Annotated in this window: 15 protein-coding genes; 5 read left to right on the top strand and 10 right to left on the bottom strand. The window is 66.5% G+C overall.

Features of this window, described 5'->3' with window-relative positions; translation table 11 throughout:
* Nucleotides 1–115 precede the first annotated feature (115 nt).
* Both LDO86_RS00410 and LDO86_RS00405 read right to left on the bottom strand, forming a co-directional pair.
* On the bottom strand, nt 116–1492 hold the full coding sequence (locus tag LDO86_RS00410; RefSeq protein ID WP_224084180.1) for an MFS transporter: 1377 nt from the start codon (nt 1490–1492) through the stop codon (nt 116–118).
* 207 nt (nt 1493–1699) lie between these two features.
* Nucleotides 1700–2572: an NAD(P)-dependent oxidoreductase gene (locus tag LDO86_RS00405; RefSeq protein WP_018770372.1), complete on the bottom strand. Its 873-nt coding sequence runs from the start codon at nt 2570–2572 to the stop codon at nt 1700–1702.
* Between the two features lie 204 nt (nt 2573–2776).
* Between LDO86_RS00405 and LDO86_RS00400 the strand changes: the two genes are divergently transcribed.
* Nucleotides 2777–3835: a TerC family protein gene (locus LDO86_RS00400; RefSeq protein ID WP_018770373.1), complete on the top strand. Its 1059-nt coding sequence runs from the start codon at nt 2777–2779 to the stop codon at nt 3833–3835.
* Between the two features lie 87 nt (nt 3836–3922).
* On the opposite strand, the gene LDO86_RS00395 is transcribed toward LDO86_RS00400, so the two are convergent.
* Nucleotides 3923–4126, bottom strand: a complete 204-nt coding sequence (locus LDO86_RS00395; RefSeq protein WP_018770374.1) for a hypothetical protein — start codon at nt 4124–4126, stop codon at nt 3923–3925.
* Between the two features lie 411 nt (nt 4127–4537).
* On the opposite strand from LDO86_RS00395, the gene LDO86_RS00390 reads away from it, so the two are divergent.
* Nucleotides 4538–5779 (top strand): glycosyltransferase family 87 protein, encoded by a 1242-nt coding sequence (locus LDO86_RS00390; protein ID WP_224084179.1) that lies wholly within the window; start codon nt 4538–4540, stop codon nt 5777–5779.
* 28 nt (nt 5780–5807) lie between these two features.
* Entirely contained in the window at nt 5808–7064 is a 1257-nt protein-coding gene (locus LDO86_RS00385) for a glycosyltransferase 87 family protein (RefSeq protein WP_018770376.1), read from the top strand.
* On the opposite strand, the gene mptB is transcribed toward LDO86_RS00385, so the two are convergent.
* A complete protein-coding gene (gene mptB, locus LDO86_RS00380; RefSeq protein ID WP_043425113.1) occupies nt 7061–8680 on the bottom strand; it encodes a polyprenol phosphomannose-dependent alpha 1,6 mannosyltransferase MptB in 1620 nt (539 codons plus the stop codon). The genes LDO86_RS00385 and mptB overlap by 4 nt on opposite strands.
* A gap of 337 nt (nt 8681–9017) precedes the next feature.
* Between mptB and LDO86_RS00375 the strand changes: the two genes are divergently transcribed.
* Nucleotides 9018–10517, top strand: coding sequence for a SulP family inorganic anion transporter (locus tag LDO86_RS00375; RefSeq protein WP_026265943.1), 1500 nt, complete (start codon nt 9018–9020; stop codon nt 10515–10517).
* Between the two features lie 82 nt (nt 10518–10599).
* On the opposite strand, the gene LDO86_RS00370 is transcribed toward LDO86_RS00375, so the two are convergent.
* The 5 genes from LDO86_RS00370 to LDO86_RS00350 all read right to left on the bottom strand — a co-directional run bounded on the left by LDO86_RS00370 (nt 10600) and on the right by LDO86_RS00350 (nt 15378).
* Nucleotides 10600–11721 carry an FAD-binding oxidoreductase gene (locus LDO86_RS00370; protein WP_018770379.1) on the bottom strand — a complete coding sequence of 374 codons (1122 nt, stop codon included), beginning with the start codon at nt 11719–11721 and terminating at the stop codon, nt 10600–10602.
* Between the two features lie 80 nt (nt 11722–11801).
* Complete coding sequence (locus LDO86_RS00365; RefSeq protein ID WP_018770380.1) at nt 11802–12845, bottom strand: Gfo/Idh/MocA family oxidoreductase; 1044 nt, start codon at nt 12843–12845, stop codon at nt 11802–11804.
* On the bottom strand, nt 12845–13627 hold the full coding sequence (locus tag LDO86_RS00360) for an amino acid ABC transporter ATP-binding protein (protein ID WP_018770381.1): 783 nt from the start codon (nt 13625–13627) through the stop codon (nt 12845–12847). Before LDO86_RS00360 ends, LDO86_RS00365 begins: the two co-directional genes overlap by 1 nt.
* A complete protein-coding gene (locus tag LDO86_RS00355) occupies nt 13624–14412 on the bottom strand; it encodes an amino acid ABC transporter permease (protein WP_018770382.1) in 789 nt (262 codons plus the stop codon). Before LDO86_RS00355 ends, LDO86_RS00360 begins: the two co-directional genes overlap by 4 nt.
* Nucleotides 14413–14520: 108 nt before the next feature.
* Nucleotides 14521–15378 carry an ABC transporter substrate-binding protein gene (locus LDO86_RS00350; RefSeq protein ID WP_018770383.1) on the bottom strand — a complete coding sequence of 286 codons (858 nt, stop codon included), beginning with the start codon at nt 15376–15378 and terminating at the stop codon, nt 14521–14523.
* Nucleotides 15379–15551: 173 nt separating this feature from the next.
* On the opposite strand from LDO86_RS00350, the gene LDO86_RS00345 reads away from it, so the two are divergent.
* Nucleotides 15552–16658 carry a LacI family DNA-binding transcriptional regulator gene (locus LDO86_RS00345; protein WP_018770384.1) on the top strand — a complete coding sequence of 369 codons (1107 nt, stop codon included), beginning with the start codon at nt 15552–15554 and terminating at the stop codon, nt 16656–16658.
* 11 nt (nt 16659–16669) lie between these two features.
* Here the strand turns inward: LDO86_RS00345 and LDO86_RS00340 are convergent, their stop codons facing one another.
* The gene (locus LDO86_RS00340) at nt 16670–16768 is read right to left on the bottom strand and encodes a hypothetical protein (RefSeq protein WP_223995340.1); all 99 of its coding nucleotides are present in this window, start codon (nt 16766–16768) and stop codon (nt 16670–16672) included.
* Nucleotides 16769–16784 lie beyond the last annotated feature (16 nt).

The raw sequence follows: 16784 nt of genomic DNA, 5'->3' as shown, positions 1-16784 counted from the left end.
GTATACATCTATACAAGTAGTCCCGAGTCACGGAAATACCAGGGAGGGGGCAGCATCCACCGCCCCCCTCCCCTGTCCCGGTGGCGCACCCCGGGCCGGACGCACTGCGGCTGGACTACTTGCCGGCGGTACCGGCAGGTGCCACCTTCTGCACCTCGAGGTCCTCGAGTGACTTGCCCTTGGTGTCCGGGGACATCAGGGTGGCCACTGCGGAGATGAGGCAGATGCCCAGCGTGGCCAGTCCGATGGTGAACGGAACGTTGGTGGAGCCCGGAGGGGCAATCGCCGTGAAGATGCTGGGGAAGAACGATGCAATCATGAGCCCGATGTTCTGCGAAACGGCGAACCCGGTCACGCGGATCCGCATGGGGAACTGCTCCTGGAAGAACGTGGCGAAGGTGGCATTCCACATCTGGAAGAAGATGCCCTGCACGATCACAACGCAGACGAAGACCAGCGGCAGGCTCCCCTGTTCAATGGCCCACAGGTATCCGCTCACCAGGAGGCCGCCCGCCACCCCGCCGGCAGCCATGAGCGTCCGCCGGCCAATCCTGTCGGACAGCGCGCCGAACAGCGGGATGGTCATGACGGCGGCAATGTTGGCCACGAGTGTCACCCACAGGAACTCACTGCTGGAGAAGCCGTTGCCGTAGCCCTTTTGGGTGGCAAAGGAGACGCCGAAGATCAGGGTGGCCATGCCGATCACGTTGGTGAAGGTCATCGCTATGCAGCGGACCAGGACGCCCGGCCGCGTTCGCAGGAGTTCGACGAGCGGGAAGCGCTTGGTTTCGGGCTTGCCGGACTGTGCTGCGTAGGCGGGCGGTTCCTGGACCCGGCGGCGGATGAAGTAGCCGGCCAGGATCACGACGGCGCTGAGCAGGAAGGGGATGCGCCAGCCCCAGGTGCCGAACTGGTCGGCGGGGAGGACTGCCGCGAGCGGGAGCAGGACGGCGGTGGCCAGGATCGAGCCCACCTGGGTGCCCTGGAGGCTGAAGCTGGCAAAGAATCCGCGCCGTGCATCAGGAGAGTGTTCAACGATCATCGCGCTGGCGCCGCCGAGCTCGCCGGCCACCGCAAAGCCCTGGATCAGGCGAAGGAGCACCAGGAGGGCGGGCGCCAGGAGGCCCACCTGCCCATAGGTGGGCAGGAGCCCGACGGCGAAGGTGGCAAAGCCCATGAGCAGCATCGCGAAGACGAGCACCTTCTTGCGGCCGTGCCGGTCACCGTACGCCCCCAGGACAACCGCGCCTACCGGACGGGAGACATAGCCCACGGCATACGTTGCCAGGGAGGCGATAATGCCGACTGTGGGGTTTTCCGAGGGAAAGAAGATGGTGGGGAAGATCAGGGTCGCGGCCAGCGAGTACAGCGCGAAGTCGTAGTACTCCAGGGCGCTTCCAATCCAGCCGCTCATCGCCGCTTTCCTGGGGTCCCGCGAACCGGTGCCGGCACCCTGGCTGGGGAGGGCCACGCGGGTTGGGGTGGTGCTCATGTGCTTATGTCCTTCGTCTTCATTGGCAAGGAACCGGAACCGCTGGAATTCAGCCGATGTTCGTGGTGGTGTCTGCGCCGCCGCAGTCCGTCATGGACTGGAGCGGCAGTTCTTTGAATCGATTCATACAATATAGGAGGTGATGCCGGTTACGTCAATGGGCAAGCGCTATCCCGAACGGTCCGCGCCAGGATGAGCGGGGTCCTGCTACCGGCTGGCGTAGTAGGCCGCTGCCATATCCTGCCTGCCGCGGCCCTGGCCGGCCACCCGGTCCAGCCGGGCTGTGGAGGCAACGGCGCCGTCAAGGGTCAGGCCATGCTCGACGGCGGCATCCACAATGAGGTGGGCATCCTTGCGCGCGGTGTCCACGGCGAAGGAGGCAGGCTCCAGCTGGTCGTTGAGGATGAGGTCCATCTTCAGGCGGAGATAGGGCAGGTCAAGCGGGCCGCCGTCGAGCACGTCGAGGAACTGCTGCGGATCGACGCCCAGCGCCTGGGCAAGGGCAACCACTTCGCCGGCGGCGTTGGACGCCGCGATGACCCAGCTGTTGACCACCAGCTTGAGGCGGGCCGCGGAACCCTTGGACGGGTCGTCGCCTGTCCAGATGGTGCGGGCGCCAATGGCATCGAGGACCGGCCCCACGCGTTGGCGCACTGCTTCGGGAGCGGCGGCGAGGACCAGAAGCTGGCCGGCTTCTGCGGGGGCGCGCGTTCCGGAAACGGGCGCCTCCACCAGGTCCAGGCCAAGTTCGCCGGCCAGGGCGGCCAAAGCGGCCGCGTCCTGCACCCCAACCGTTGTGGACTGGACCCACGTTGTGCCCGGCCGGACGCCGGGTGCGGCACTCCGGATGACCTGCTCCACCGCGGCAACGTCGTGGAGCATGGTCAGGACCACGTCGGCTGCCTCGACAGCTTCGGCGGGGGCAGCGGCATGCCGGGCACCGTCCGCGGCCAGCCGTTCCGCTTTGGCCGCGTCCCGGTTCCACACCGAGACCTCATGGCCGGCGCGCAGGAGGTTGCGCGCCATGGCCGCTCCCATGATTCCCGTCCCCAGCACAGCCACCTTGGGTTTCGTATCCATCGAATCCGCCTTCCGGTCCAGGTTTGGTGTTCTCCATACCTACCCAACGTCTCCAGGATTCTGTAAATTATTCATACGGAGGGGAGTATCCCCGCTTCACAGTCCATCGTCAGTACGGAGGCCCCTGAGCCTTCCGGTGGGCGGGCCGCATGACGGCCGGGAGAGACCTCCAGTTGGTTGTCACTGACTGGAAGCAGGTGCCCCATGAACGTTCCCCTCTGGATGTGGTTCGCCGTCATCGGATTCATCCTCCTCATGCTTGTCGTCGACCTCGTGGCCCACCGCCACGCCCATGTCATCAGCGTCCGCGAGGCCGCAGCCTGGTCCGGGATCTGGGTGCTGTTCGGCGTTGCATTCGGCGCACTGGTGTGGTTCCTGTACGGCGCGGAGTTCGGCCAGCAGTACTTCGCCGGATACCTCATCGAAAAGTCACTCGCCGTGGACAACGTCTTTGTCTGGGCAATCATCTTTACGTTCTTCGCCGTTCCCCGCGAGTACCAGCACCGCGTGCTCTTCTTCGGTGTCCTGGGGGCGCTGGTGTTTCGCGGCCTGTTCATCGCCGCGGGCTCGGCGATCATCGCCAGCGCCGGGTGGGTCCTCTACCTGTTCGCGGCATTCCTGCTCTTCACCGGCTACCGGATGCTCAGGCAGCGTGACGAGCACATCGACCCCGGGAAGTCGCGGGCATTGAAGCTGTTCCGCCGGCACGTGCCCATGACGGACGCCTTCCATGGCCAGCGCTTCCTCATCCGGAAGGGCGGTGCACTGCTCGCCACTCCCCTGCTGGCGGTCCTGGTGCTGGTTGAAGTCACGGACATCATCTTCGCCGTCGACTCCATCCCGGCCATCTTCGCGGTCACGGACGAGGTCTTCCTGGTGTTCACGGCCAACGCGTTCGCGATCCTCGGCCTGCGCGCCATGTACTTCCTGCTGGCGGACCTCATCCACCGCTTCGTATACCTGAAGACCGGCCTGGCCCTGGTGCTGATCTGGGTGGGCATCAAGATGGCGCTCAAGATCGACGTCTACTACATTCCGACGCCGGTCTCCCTCGCCGTCATCACCGCCATTTTGGGCATTTCCGTCGGCGCGAGCCTCATCGCCACCCGGCGCACGGGCCGGCAGGAACCGCACATCCCCGCGGACCCGCCCTTCCGGAACGCCACCCCGGAGGAGCTCGACGCCCTGGAGCCGCTGTGGCGCAGCCGGCGGGCACCCTCCCGCGGGAAGGTGCCGCCGGCGGCCGAAGAGTCCGTCAGGTAAAAAATCCGAGCGTCAGCAGTAAAGGACAGCCCGGCCGGCACCAGGCGTTGGCGTCAAGATCCTGTGGCGCCAACGCCAGGCCAGGACCTACCAGGCCTGGTGTTCGCGGGTAAGGCCGAAGGGAACCGCGTCGCTGAGGGCAACGGTGAACTTGTTCGCGCCGTGCCGGGTAACGAGGATGCCGTGGCTCTTGCCGTCCAGGGCGTGGGCCTTGGCGGCAGCGACGGCGGCGTCGAGCTCGCGGTCCATGCTCTGGCGGTCGGACACGGTGAGGGTCAGCGGGAAGTTCATGGGTCTAGCCTTTGTGTGTTGGGGGTAGGGGGTGATATCCAACACCTGCGCTCCCCAAGGCTGCAGGCGAAGTTTGGGAACCTTTGTGCCCAGCTCATAATGCCCGAGGGATGGATCACCAGCAACTTGAAAAATCAAGTAATAAGTCGCCGCAGGTCAAGGCGTGACGGCTCGAGCCTGCCTCAGCAATTACGGGCGCTAAAGCACCGTGAATTAGAGTTGGACAGGAGTGGAAGCTGTTTCCGAACGGCTCCGCTGCCCCTGACCCAGCCCTGCGGCAGAACCAAGCCACCAGCACGACACCACACGTGTGCCACGACCTGACAAGGATCCGCCATTTCCACCGACGCTCTCTTCGGCCATCTCACCAGGATCCGCAACGTCATCCTCCCCACCCCGGTGCGGAGCCGGTTGAACACCGGGGGCGGCCTGCTGGCGGGATTCATCGTGGTGCACCTTGTCTTCCTGGTCTTCGCCGCTTCCCTCTCCCTTCGCGGCGAGGCGTTCAGCGACACCTTCATCTACCGTGACTGGGCCATGGCGGGATTCAACGACGCGAACCTCCGGGGCGGCCCCAGCCCGTGGGTGTACCCCATCCTGGCGCTCATCCCCATGGCCATCGCAGGCCTGGCCGGACCGGGACCGTTTTTCTTCATCTGGGTCCTCATGACCACGCTCCTGAACGCCTGGGCCCTGCTCAAGCTCACCGGGCGGGGCCGCAACACCAGCGCCATCCCCGCCGGCTGGTGGTGGCTGGCCTTCACCTTCCTGATGGGCTGGCTGGGCTTCGCCCGTGTGGACGGCCTCACCGCCCCGCTGGTCCTTGTGGCCCTGGCCTACGGCGTCCAGCGCCCGTTCGTCGCCTCGGTCCTGCTGGCCGTCGGCACCTGGGTGAAGGTCTGGCCGGCGGCCATCATGCTGGCCCTTTTCGCCGTCGTAAAGAACCGCCTGCTGGTGGTGCTGGCGGGAATCGCGACGACGGCGGGCGTGGTGGCGCTGGCAGCAGCCCTGGGCAGCGTCCCCAAGCTCCTGAACTTCCTTACCCAGCAGGGCGACCGCGGCATGCAGCTCGAGGCCACCTTCACCACCCCCTGGCTTTGGCTCTCCGTCCTGAACATCGGCGGCTCGCGCATGTACATGAACACGGACATCAACTCCATGCAGGTGGACGGCCCGGGCACCGCCACCATGTCCGTGCTGATGCAGCCCCTCCTGGTGCTGGCGGCACTCCTGGTGGCCGGGCTGACCTTCTGGGCGCTCCACAACGGAAAGCAGCACAAGGTGGCCGGCGGCGTGGACCGCACCGAGCTGCTCCTGGCCGGGGCCCTGACCCTGGCCACCGCGTTCGTGGTTTTCAACAAGGTGGGTTCGCCGCAGTTCATGGTGTGGCTCGGCCCCGCCGTCGCGGTGGGCCTGGCGCACAGCTGGCGTGAATGGCGGGTTCCGGCGGCAATGCTGATCGCCATCGCCGTGGCAACCTACTTCATCTACCCGCTCTTCTACGACGCCCTGAGCCACAACAACCCCTGGATGGCCCTGGTACTGACAATCCGCAACGTCCTGCTGGTGGTCCTGTTCCTGTGGAGCGTCCGGCGCCTCTACACGCTGGGCAAGAAGACCGCAGCCCCCGCCCCCGCGCTCAAGGAGACCTGACATTTCCACGAGGTTCTTTGACCGCCTGGTGACCGTCCGCACCAGACTGCTCCCGGCAAAAGTGGTGGACTGGTTCGCCCGCCCATCCAGCGTCTGGTGGGGCTTCGCCGTCGTCCATCTGTACTTCCTGGGCTGGATGGCATCCTTTTTCCTGAACGGCGATACATTCAGCGACACCGAGCAGTACCGGCAGTGGGCCCTGGACGGCTACAACCCGGCGGACCTGACCGGGAAGATCAGCCCCTGGGTCTACCCGGTGCTGGCGCAGATCCCCATCTTCCTGGCCAACACCGCCGGGCCAGGCCTCTACCTGCTGGTGTGGTTCCTGATCATCACGGCGCTCAACGCCGTCGGCCTGGTCTACCTCACCCGTGGCCCGCGGAAGGTCACGGGCATTGCCCCCGCCTGGTGGTGGTTGTTCTTCACGGTGTTCATGGGCTACCTGAGCTTCGCCAGGGTGGAGGGCATCACAGCGCCGATCGTGCTGATCGCCCTGCTCTATGCCGCTGAACGGCCCGTCGTGGCCGGCGTCCTGCTCAGCATCGCCACCTGGATCAAGGTCTGGCCCGCAGCCGTCCTGGTCCCGATCGTCATCGCCAGCCACAAGCGGATCCAGGTGGTCCTCGCCGGCGCCGCCGTCACCGCGGTGGTGGGCCTGGGCACGTGGCTGACCGGCGGGCTGCCGCACATCATGGACTTCCTCCTGAACCAGGGCGAGCGCGGAATGCAGCTTGAGGCCACCTTCTCCACGCCCTGGGTGTGGCTGAGCGTTTTCCACATCGCCGGTTCACGGATGGCCGACAACACCGCCATCAATTCCACCGAGGTCTACGGCCCCGGTGCCGGCACCGCCGCATTCCTGATGCAGCCGCTGCTGGTCCTTGCGGCCGTCACCGCGGCCATCCTTCTGGTCCGCGCCCTGCGGCGCGGCGCCGAACGCGAGGAACTGTTCCTCGAAGGCGCGCTCATGATGGTTACCGCCTTCATCGTGTTCAACAAGGTGGGCTCGCCGCAGTTCATCATCTGGCTGGCACCGGTGATCATCGCCGGCCTGGCGCATGACTGGGAGCGCTGGAAGGTCCCGGCCGCCCTGATGATGGGCATTGCCATGACAACGTTCGTGATCTACCCGCTGTTCTACACCCCGCTCATCCATGCGCACCCCGTCATGGCAGCCATCCTGACCACCCGCAACGTGCTCCTGGTGGTCCTGCTGTGGTGGTCGGTGAAGCGCACCGCGGAGTTGGGCCGGAAAACGTCAGCCCAGGTGCCGGCCGGAGCCTAGCTGCCCCCGGACGACCGGTCGACGGCGTCACGGGCCTCAGCCTGGCGCGCGGCCCGGCGCTCCGCCACCCACCGCCAGGCCCGCCGGGCAACGTCCAGCGGCTTGCCCTCGATGAGCAGCTTGCGGGTATGGACGTCCAGGACCAGCAGGTAGAAGGTGAAGGCCAGGGCCGTAAAGAAGGCCAGGGACGAGGCGTCGATGGGCAGTTCCACGAAGGACCAGACCGAAAGCTGGTCCTGGGCGCCGAATACCACAAAGAACGTCACGCCCACGTACAGCGAGCGGATCTGCCAGTCGTCCCGGATTCCCGTGACCGCCAGGAACGGCAGGAACCACAGGATGTACCAGGGCTGGATGATGGGCGAGAGCATCACGACGGCGGTGAACGCCAGGGCCATCCGCCGCACCGCCCGCGAGTAGTCGCCGCGGAACATCAGCAGCAGGACCAGTGCGATCGCCGCCCACTTCATGGCGGTCCGCAGCCAGGTGGCCAGCGTTCCGCCGGGCAGTCCCAGGGCGTTGGCCAGCATCTCCACCTGCTGGCCCAGGAAGCCCGACGGCGAGTAGCCCGTGTAGCCGGGGGTGGGGTCCATAATGGCCCACGTCCAGCCGATGCCGAGGTTGTAGGGGATGCCGCTCAGGGCCAGCACGCCGAAGCTGATGCCCGCCGTGGCACCCCACATCAGGAATTTTCGCGGCCAGGAGGCAGCGGGCCCCGCCCACATCACACCGATGAACGGCAGCAGCAGGACGGTGATGGGCTTGATGCCGATGGAGGCGGTGACCAGGAGGACGCCCAGGAGGTAGCGGCGGGTGGCGGCCAGGTAGACACCGGCCACGGCGAGCCCCACCATCAGGGCGTCATTGTGGGCACTGGCGATGAAGCTGATGAGGAACAACGGGTTGGCCACGGAGATCCAGAGCGCGCGGGCACCGTTGATCCCGTGCAGTTCGGCGAGCCTGGGCACGTAGATGACGCAGAGCAGCACGCCGACGCCGGCCAGGAGGCGGAACAGCAGGACGGACGCGTCAGGCTGGGCTCCTGTCAGTCCCACCACCGCGCGCGCCAGCCACAGGAAGTACGGCCCGTACGGGGTCCGGTTTTCCGCCCAGGCGGGGTCGGCCCCCAGGGAGAACCAGTTGTTGAGGGTGGAAATGCCCACCTCATACGGGTTCTGGCCTTCCTGGACCAGGCGGCCCTGCCCCGTATAGGCGTAGACGTCCCTGGAGAAGACCGGAACGCAGAACAAGAGCGGCAGGGACCAGGCGGATATGGCCACCACCACGGACCGCAGGGAGGATTGTCCCCAGTCCCCCAGCCTCTGGCCCAGGCGAAGCCAGGAGCGCATCAGGAGCATGGCACCGGCCGTAAGCAGCACGGTGGATACCGCCACGCCCCAGCCTTCGGTACGGAGTGCGATCACCACCGGTTGCCGGATCATGGGCGACCCGTTGGCGATCCAGCCCGTTCCGATGGAACCGACGAACATCATGAGGGCGCCGACAAAACCTTCGAGGGTTGCCAGGTAGGCACGGCCTTTGGCGGGCACGGAAACCCCGGCCGGTGTGCCCGGCCGGCTCTCCGACATCCTGAGGTGTGACCCGCCTGCCGTCATGTTTGTGTGGTCCCCTGACTTGTTACGGCACTGCTCGCCCCAGCTTCAAATGGCCGCCCTGCAACCCGGCCATTTTATCAGCCGAGCTTACTTCCGCCCGGGGCCGGGCCGGGCGGAAGCGCCACAGTTTGGCAACGGCTGCGGAACTGCGTATCGCGGTTGGCTGCCCCTCCATAAACCCTGGCGGGTAGTGTTGCCTATGCAGCCGAAAGCCACCGGCGCATTCCCTTCCCACCCCATTGTCTTCCATGGCCGGGCTGGACCCGTGCGCACCGTGGCGCGCAGAAACGTTGCACACCCGCTCTCCCAGGAGAGCCATGTCCCCTGGAGCCGCTTCTTGGCCGTCACCGCCCGCCCCCGCCCCGTCCGGCAACCGACCACTGTCCTGACCGCCGTGCGCTCCCCGCGGCAGCTCTCCCGCGAGGTCCTGGCCGGCATAGTCACCACCCTGGCCCTGGTCCCCGAGGTCATATCCTTCTCGATCGTGGCCGGGGTGGATCCCATGGTGAGCCTGGTCGCCTCCATCGTGCTGGCCCTGGCGATGTCGGTCCTTGGCGGCCGGCCCGGCGTCGTTACCGCCGCAGCCGGTTCCGTCGCCCTGGTGATCGCCCCGCTGGTGCACCAGCACGGTGTCCAGTACGTCCTGCCCGCCGTGCTGCTCGCCGGCGTGATCCAGGTGGTCTTTGGCCTGGCCGGCCTTGCCCGGCTGATGCGCTTCATCCCCAGATCGGTGATGATCGGATTCGTCAACGCCCTGGGCGTGCTGATCTTCATGGCGCAGGTGCCCCATGTCCTCAATGTCCCCTGGCCCGCCTACGTCCTGTTCGCCCTGACGTTCGCGATCATTTTCGTCCTTCCGCGCTTCACCAAGGTGGTTCCGTCGCCGCTGGTTGCCATCGTGGCCGTCACGGCAATCGTCATCATCGCCGGCGTGGCCGTTCCAAGCGTCGCGGACGAAGGTCCCCTTACGGGCAAGCTGCCGGGGATCACCCCGTTCCTTTTCCCGCTTGACCTTGCCACCTTCCAGCTGGTCCTGCCCACGGCACTGAGCGTGGCGTTCGTCGGCCTCATGGAAACCCTCCTCACAGCGAAACTCGTCGATGACATCACCGGCACCCCGTCCCATAAGGGACGCGAGTCCTGGGGGCTGGGCGTATCGAACATCCTCGCCGGTTTCTACGGCGGCATTGCCGGCTGCGCCATGATCGGGCAGACCGTCCTCAATGTGAAGACCGGCCAGGCCCGCACCCGCATTTCGACGTTCGTGGCCGGACTGTTCCTGCTGGCCCTGGTGACCGGGCTCAGCTCGATCATGGGGCAGATTCCCATGGTGGCCCTCGCCGCGGTCATGATGGTGGTTGCCGTCACCACGGTGGACTGGCACAGCGTCAAACCGTCCACCCTGAAGCGGATGCCCATACCGGAGACACTGGTCATGGCTGTTACTGTCGCCGTCGTGGTCCTGACGGGGAACCTGGCCTACGGCGTCCTCGTCGGCGTCATCCTGGCCATGGTCCTGTTCGCCCGCCGGGTGGCGCATGTGATCACTGTTGAGAGGACCCTGGCCGGCGACGGGGAGAGTGTCCGCTACCAGGTGGTGGGCCCGCTGTTTTTCGGGAGCAGCAACGACCTGGTGGAACACTTCGCCTACGCGGACGATCCGGGCCTGGTGTCCATCGACCTCAGCCGTGCACAGATCTGGGACGCCTCGACGGTGGCCGCCCTCGACTCCATTGAAACGAAATACGCGGACCACGGGGCCACGGTGAGGATCGAAGGCCTCGATGAGCGCAGCACCGGATTCCACCGCCGGCTCACCGGTCATTTGGGCGCCTGACACGCCGGACGGCATCCAGTCCGGACGGCACAGGCAAGGGCGGAGCCGCAATCCGCACGGCCCCGCCCCTTTGCAGCCCGGCTTAGGAGAAGCGTCCCGGCCGGAAGGTGGCCAGCATGGGGTGCTTCCTGCCGGTCAGGATTTCCCCGGCCAGGAGCTCACCGGCAATGAGTCCCAGCGTGGCGCCGGAGTGCGTGAAGGCAACGAAGCATCCGGGCACCTGGCCCAGTTCGCCCAGGACGGGTTCGCCGTCCCCGGGAATGGGCTTATAGCCCATCTTCCAGGAGGCGGGCTTGAGTTCCGGATTGCCGGCAACAAGCTTCGATGCCTCATCGGCCAGTTCCTGGACCACCTCATCGGGGATGCTGAAGGAGCCGTCCGCGTGCTCGGTAATGTGTTCCTCGTACCAGTCGTGGTCCAGGGCAAACGTCCCGCCCGGGTTGGGCCGCAAGGCTGCGCGCGGGGTGTTCATCACCGCGGCCACGTCGTGCTGCACCTGCTTGGTCACCACCAGCATGGACACGGGAGAGCCGTTGGGGATGTGCACTCCCAAGGGTTGGACGACGGCGGGCGTCGCCGCGCCGCAGGCCACCAGCACGGCGTCGGCCGGGTATGTCCCGCCCGACGCTGTCTCCACGCCGGAGGTGCGGCCGCCTTCCACCATGACGGAGGCTTTTCCCGCGTTCAGGACCAGTTCGCCGCCGCGGGCGTGGAACTCCTCCATGAGGAAGTCGATCAGGTCCGGCAGGCTCACCCAGCCCTCGCCGGGATTGAAGATGGCATTCTCCGGCACGGCGTCCGCATCGATGCCGGGGGTGGTGGCTGCGATACCGCTGGGGGCGAGAAGCCGGGAGTCGTAGCCGATGGACTTTTCGTAGGCGTGCCGGGCCGCGGTGGCCTCGCCCTGCCCCGCGGCGTTCCACATCAGGCCGCCGCCAAACTGCAGCCAGTCGCGGCTGGGGTCCGAGGCGAAGAGGGTGCGGTAGCGGTCCACGCCGGCCACCCGCAGCTGGTGATACGGGGTGGACCGTTCGCCGGCGGAGTTGAGCCAGGACAGCGAGCGGCCGCTGGCTTCGCTGGCGAGGCCGCGCTCGGTCAGCAGGATCACCGACGCTCCTTCGCGGAGCAGGTGGACCGCGGTGGAGACCCCGAGGATGCCGCCGCCGATGACGGCAACGCGCTTGGTGGCTGGAAGAGAGGACATCGTGTCCCTTTCTGTGAAATTCGTGGTTGCGGAAGACGCTGACGACGCGTCAGGGAAAGCAGGGGAAATTGGGTGTGGCGTCAGGTCAGGGCGTGGATGCCCTCGATCACCTTCAGCACCTCAAGCGGTTCGGCGGGATCCACCGGCAGCGGCCCGTTCCCGTGCAGGGCGGCGGCCAGCTGGACGTAGAACTGCGGGTAGGCGCCGCGTTCGGCGGGGACGGCCGCCGTTGCCCCGTCCACGCCCAGGAGCCCCCAACGCTCCTGGGGTTCCACACCATAGGCGGGGTCCGACGGCGGCGTCCCGGCAGCGAGGGCAGGTTCCTGTCCGTCCAGGCCCCACTTGGTGTAGCCGGCGCGGGAACCCAGGACGTGGAACCGCGGCCCGGCCTGGGCGGCCATGCCGTTCATCCAGAGCCGCGTGCGGACGCCGGAGGCGTGCAGCAACGACACGAACGCTTCCGTATCCGCCGCGTCCGGATGCGGACCGCGGTTGGCCGTCTCGCCGTAGCTCCGTTCCACCGGGCCGAATAGGTGGATGGCCTGGTCGATCAGGTGCGCGCCGAGGTCGTGCAGGATGCCGCCGCCCTCGGACAGGGACACGGTGTCCCGCCAGTTTCCGAAGCCTTCGGGCCGCCACCATTCGAACCGCGATTCGAAGCTGGTGACCCCGCCAAGGTCTCCGGACGCCAGCACCTTCTGCAGGGTGAGGAAGTCTGCATCCCACCGGCGGTTCTGGAACACCGTTAGCTGCACCCCGCCGTCGGCCGCCCTGCTGATCAGCTCCCCGCCCAAGTCGGACGTGGGGACGAAAGGCTTGTCCACCACCACATGCAGGCCGTGGGCGATGGCTGTCGCGGCCAGCCCGTAGTGCGTGTGCGGCGGGGTGCCCAGGATGACCAGGTCCAGGTCCGCGGCCAGGGCGAACAGCTCCTCCGGGGTGCCGGCAATCCGTGCCTGCGGATACAGCCGTGCCGCCTCCGCCGCACGTTCCGGCTGGGCAGTGACGATGACGTCCAGCGAGAAGTCCGGGTTGGCCGCCACCAGGGGCGCGTGGAAGACCTTGCCGGAGATTCCAAAACCGACGACGGCGGTCCGGATGGGTGCCGCTGCAACCGCACCCATCAGAGCACCTCGGAAAGGAAGCGCTGGAGGCGTTCGCTGCGGGGATTGTCGAAGAGTTGGGCGGGTGTCCCGGCCTCCACTACTTCGCCTTCATCCATGAAGACCACCTGGTCTGCCACTTTCCGGGCGAAGCCCATTTCGTGGGTGACGACGAGCATGGTCATGCCCCGGCGGCCCAGGCCGGCCATGAGGTTCAGGACGCCCTTGACCAGTTCGGGGTCCAGGGCGCTGGTGGCCTCGTCGAAGAGCATCACTTCGGGTTCCATGGCCAGGGCCCGCGCGATGGCGACGCGTTGCTGCTGGCCGCCGGAGAGGTCACGGGGGCGGTGGTCGGCGCGTTCGGCGAGGCCAACCTCGGCGAGCCGTTGGCGGGCGCGTTCCATGGCCTGGGCCTTGGGCATGCCTTTGACGCTCCAGAGGGCCAGGGCCACGTTTTCCTCGGCGGTGTGGTCCGGGAAGAGGTTGAAATGCTGGAACACCATGCCGATGCGGGTGCGGAGTGTGTCCGGGTTGACGGTCAGGGTGCTGTCGCCAGCGAGCAGGACGTTCCCGCTCTTGGGTTCGTGCAGCCGGTTGACGCCGCGCAGCAGGGTGGATTTTCCGGATCCTGAGGGGCCAATGATGCAGGTGGTGGTGCCCGGCGCCACGGTGAGGCTGACGTTGCGCAGTACCTCGATGTCGCCGTAGGCCATGGTGAGGTTGCGCAGTTCCAGGCTTGAGCCGCGGAACGACTGTTCCTCCGAGGTGGCCGCATTCATGGTGGTGGGGGTGGGGGTGTTCATGTGTTGCTCCCGGCTGTGAGCGGCGAGGCCGCGTCGAGTTCCTTGACTTCCTTCAGGCCGCTGGTGGGTGGTGCGGCGCGGCGGCGGCCGGTGCGGAACTTGTTGTCGAAGTGGTTCACCAGGTGCGTCAGCGGGACGGTAATCACCAGGTAGAGGAGTCCGGCGGCCACCAGGGGTGAAAGGTTCCCGGACAGCACGGCGGCGTCCTGGCCCACGCGGAAGAGTTCGCGTTCGGTGACCAGCAGGCCCAGGAAGTACACCAGGGAGGAGTCCTTGACGATGGCGATGAACTGGTTCACCAGGGCCGGGAGGACCCGGCGGACGCCCTGGGGTACCACCACCAGGGCCATGGATTTGGCGTAGCTCATGCCCAGGGCACGGCAGGCCTCGCCCTGGCCCTTGTCCACGCTGAGGATCCCGGCGCGGAAGATCTCCCCGATGTAGGCGCTGGCGATCAGGCTCAGCGCGATGATGCCCAGCGGGTAGGGTGACGGGCCGAAGATCGACTGGCTCAGGCGGGCAAAGCCCTGGCCGATCAGCAGGATGGTGAGGATGGCGGGCAGGCCACGGAAAAGGTCCGTGTAGATCCTGGCCGGGACCCGCAGCCACTTGGATGGTGAGATGCCCATGACGGCCACCACCATTCCCAGCACCGTGCCAAGGACGGTGGCGGCAATGGAAATGATCAGCGTGTTCAGCAGGCCGACCGCCAGGAGTTGGGGCAGGACCTCGGCCATAGCGCCGAAGTCGAAGAAGGTACGGATGATGGTGTTGAGCCAGTCCATGATTGCTCTCAGACGTAGATGAAGGGGAGGTGCCGGGCAGGCCGCGTACGGCGGCCCGCCCGGCCAGGTGGCCCTAAGGCCTGACAGCCCGGCAAATAATGCTTGGGGCTACTTGCTTGGCGAGGGTGATGCGGTCTGCTCGGCCTTGGGCAGGTACTGCTCGGGCATCGGTGAGCCCGGGAACCACTTCTGGTAGAGCTTCTTCCAGGTGCCGTCCTCCATGGCTGCGGCCAGGCCCTTGTTCAGGGCTTCCTTGAAGGCCGTCTTGCCCTTGGCCACTGCGAACCCGGCCGGGGCGTCGAAGGACGGGATGTCCGCGGCGCTGACCAGGCCGTGCTGCTCCTCGTAAGCCTTGGCGGCCTCGTAATCCAGGAAATGCGCGTCCACCGTTCCGCTGTTCACGGCGGCGATGGCGGTGTTGTTGTCAGGGAAGCGGACCAGGCTGGCCGAGGTGAAGTTCTTCACCGCATAGGCTTCCTGCAGGGTTCCCTGGACCACGCCCAGGCGTTTGCCGGCCAGCCCGTCCGCGCTGGTGATGCCGGAGGTCTTGGTGGTGATGACCGTGAGGTAGCCGGCCAGGTAACCGTCCGAGAAGTCCACGGTTTCCTTGCGCTTGTCGGTGATGCCGATGGCTGCGACGCCGGCGTCGAACTGTCCGTTTGCCACTGCGGCAAGGAGCCCCGAGAAGTCCTGCCCGGTGAAGACCACGTTGTCCACACCGGCCCGGTGGGCCACGTCCTTGAAGAGTTCCACGTCGAAGCCGGTGAAGTTTCCGGAGGCATCGGCGAAGGTGTACGGCTTTGAGTCACCCAGGCTTGCCACCCGGATGGTGCCTGGCTGGATCAGTCCGTAGGGGTTGTTCTCTGTGGTGGAGGCGGCGGAGGTGGAGCTGCAGCCGGAGAGCGCCAGGACCGCGGCCAGGGCTGCCGCGGCAAATCCGGCAGGTCGGAGATTCTTTTTCTTCACAGCGTTGTCCAATCGTTGGTGGGAAGGCGGTGCTGTCAGGGCCGCCGAAGAAAGTCGTCGATGCTCTTGTTGAGTCCGGTCTCACAGCTTAGGATTGAGACCGGACTCACATCGATTGATAGAAATGTAGCCGATGTCACATGGGGCGTCAACAACCCCGTCGAAAGGTGAAGATGAACGGTGATGGAGCACGACGGCGGGACGTAACCGTTGCCGACGTCGCAAAAGCTGCGCAGGTCTCCAAGGCACAGGCCGCCCGTGCACTGGGCAATTACGGCGCGGTCAGCGACGACGTCCGCGAGCGCGTCCTCGCCGCTGCCGAGGCGCTTTCCTACCGTCCCAACGAGCTGGCCCGCAGCATGAACACCGGAAAATCGCACACCATCGGCGTGGTGGTGGGTGACATCGAAAACCCGCATTTCGGCCTTGCTACCCGGGGCATCACGGACACTGCCAAGAAGGCCGGGTACAACGTCATCCTGGTCAACACCGACGAGGACCGGGCGGCGGAAGTGGACGCGGTGCGGGTGTTGCTGGACAAGCGGGTGGACGGCCTCATCGTCGCCCCGGCATCATCAGTGGACACCGAACACCTGCAGGAGGTGCACCGGTCCGGACGCCCCCTGGTGTTCATCGACCGCACCGCCGGCGACCTCAAGGTGGAGACCATGGCCGTGGACATGGCGCGGATTTCCAGGGAAGCTACGCAGTATTTGCTCGAGGCAGGGCACCGGCGTATCGCCTTCATCTCCACACTGCGGACGGACACCCCCTACACGCCGGGCATGACCCTGGAGTCCTCCCAGATTGCGGACCGCATCGAGGGGATGCGGGACGCTTTCCTTGCGGCGGGGCTGCCCTTCCCGGAAGACCTGGTCAGGTTGAATGCCGGCGATGCCGACTCGATCCGCAGCATCACCCGCGAAGTGCTCCGGGGCCCGGACCAAGCCACGGCAGTGGTCGCTTCGGACGGCCTGATTGCCCTCAGCGTGGTGGAAGCGATCCAGGAATTGGGCCTGTCCATTCCGGCCGATGTGTCATTCCTGATGTACGACGACTTCGCATGGACCAGGCTCACCACGCCGCCCCTGACGGTCATCGCCCAGCCGGTCTACAACATGGGCGTGGCGGCAGCCAAGGCACTGATCCGCCAGATGGAGGGGCTGCCGCCCGCCGCTCCGGCGCAGTTCACGGCCACCCTGGTGCGCCGCGGTTCAGTGGGCCCGCGCCGGACGGGCGACGATCCACAGCGGGAAAAGCTGGCGGCCTCGCTCAACTGATACGCGGGAACCTACTGCGAGGCGTCGAAACCGGCCAGCAGGCGCCGGGACGCGGTCTGCATATGCGATCGCATGGTGGCCGTGACGGCCTCCGCATCGCGGACCGCCAGAGCCTCATAGATCTCC

Origin of the sequence: Arthrobacter sp. StoSoilB19 (assembly GCF_019977275.1) — a bacterium.
GTDB lineage: Bacteria > Actinomycetota > Actinomycetes > Actinomycetales > Micrococcaceae > Arthrobacter.
Note: the sequence above shows the minus strand (reverse complement) of the source record. Positions and strands in the feature narration are given on the sequence as shown.

Bases quoted from the DNA above. Each gene is read 5' to 3' on its own strand.
- LDO86_RS00410 (WP_224084180.1), bottom strand. From the start codon at position 1,492: ATGAGCACCACCCCAACCCGCGTGGCCCTCCCCAGCCAGGGTGCCGGC.
- LDO86_RS00405 (WP_018770372.1), bottom strand. From the start codon at position 2,572: ATGGATACGAAACCCAAGGTGGCTGTGCTGGGGACGGGAATCATGGGA.
- LDO86_RS00400 (WP_018770373.1), top strand. From the start codon at position 2,777: ATGAACGTTCCCCTCTGGATGTGGTTCGCCGTCATCGGATTCATCCTC.
- LDO86_RS00395 (WP_018770374.1), bottom strand. From the start codon at position 4,126: ATGAACTTCCCGCTGACCCTCACCGTGTCCGACCGCCAGAGCATGGAC.
- mptB (WP_043425113.1), bottom strand. From the start codon at position 8,680: ATGACGGCAGGCGGGTCACACCTCAGGATGTCGGAGAGCCGGCCGGGC.
- LDO86_RS00370 (WP_018770379.1), bottom strand. From the start codon at position 11,721: ATGTCCTCTCTTCCAGCCACCAAGCGCGTTGCCGTCATCGGCGGCGGC.
- LDO86_RS00365 (WP_018770380.1), bottom strand. From the start codon at position 12,845: ATGGGTGCGGTTGCAGCGGCACCCATCCGGACCGCCGTCGTCGGTTTT.
- LDO86_RS00360 (WP_018770381.1), bottom strand. From the start codon at position 13,627: ATGAACACCCCCACCCCCACCACCATGAATGCGGCCACCTCGGAGGAA.
- LDO86_RS00355 (WP_018770382.1), bottom strand. From the start codon at position 14,412: ATGGACTGGCTCAACACCATCATCCGTACCTTCTTCGACTTCGGCGCT.
- LDO86_RS00345 (WP_018770384.1), top strand. From the start codon at position 15,552: ATGAACGGTGATGGAGCACGACGGCGGGACGTAACCGTTGCCGACGTC.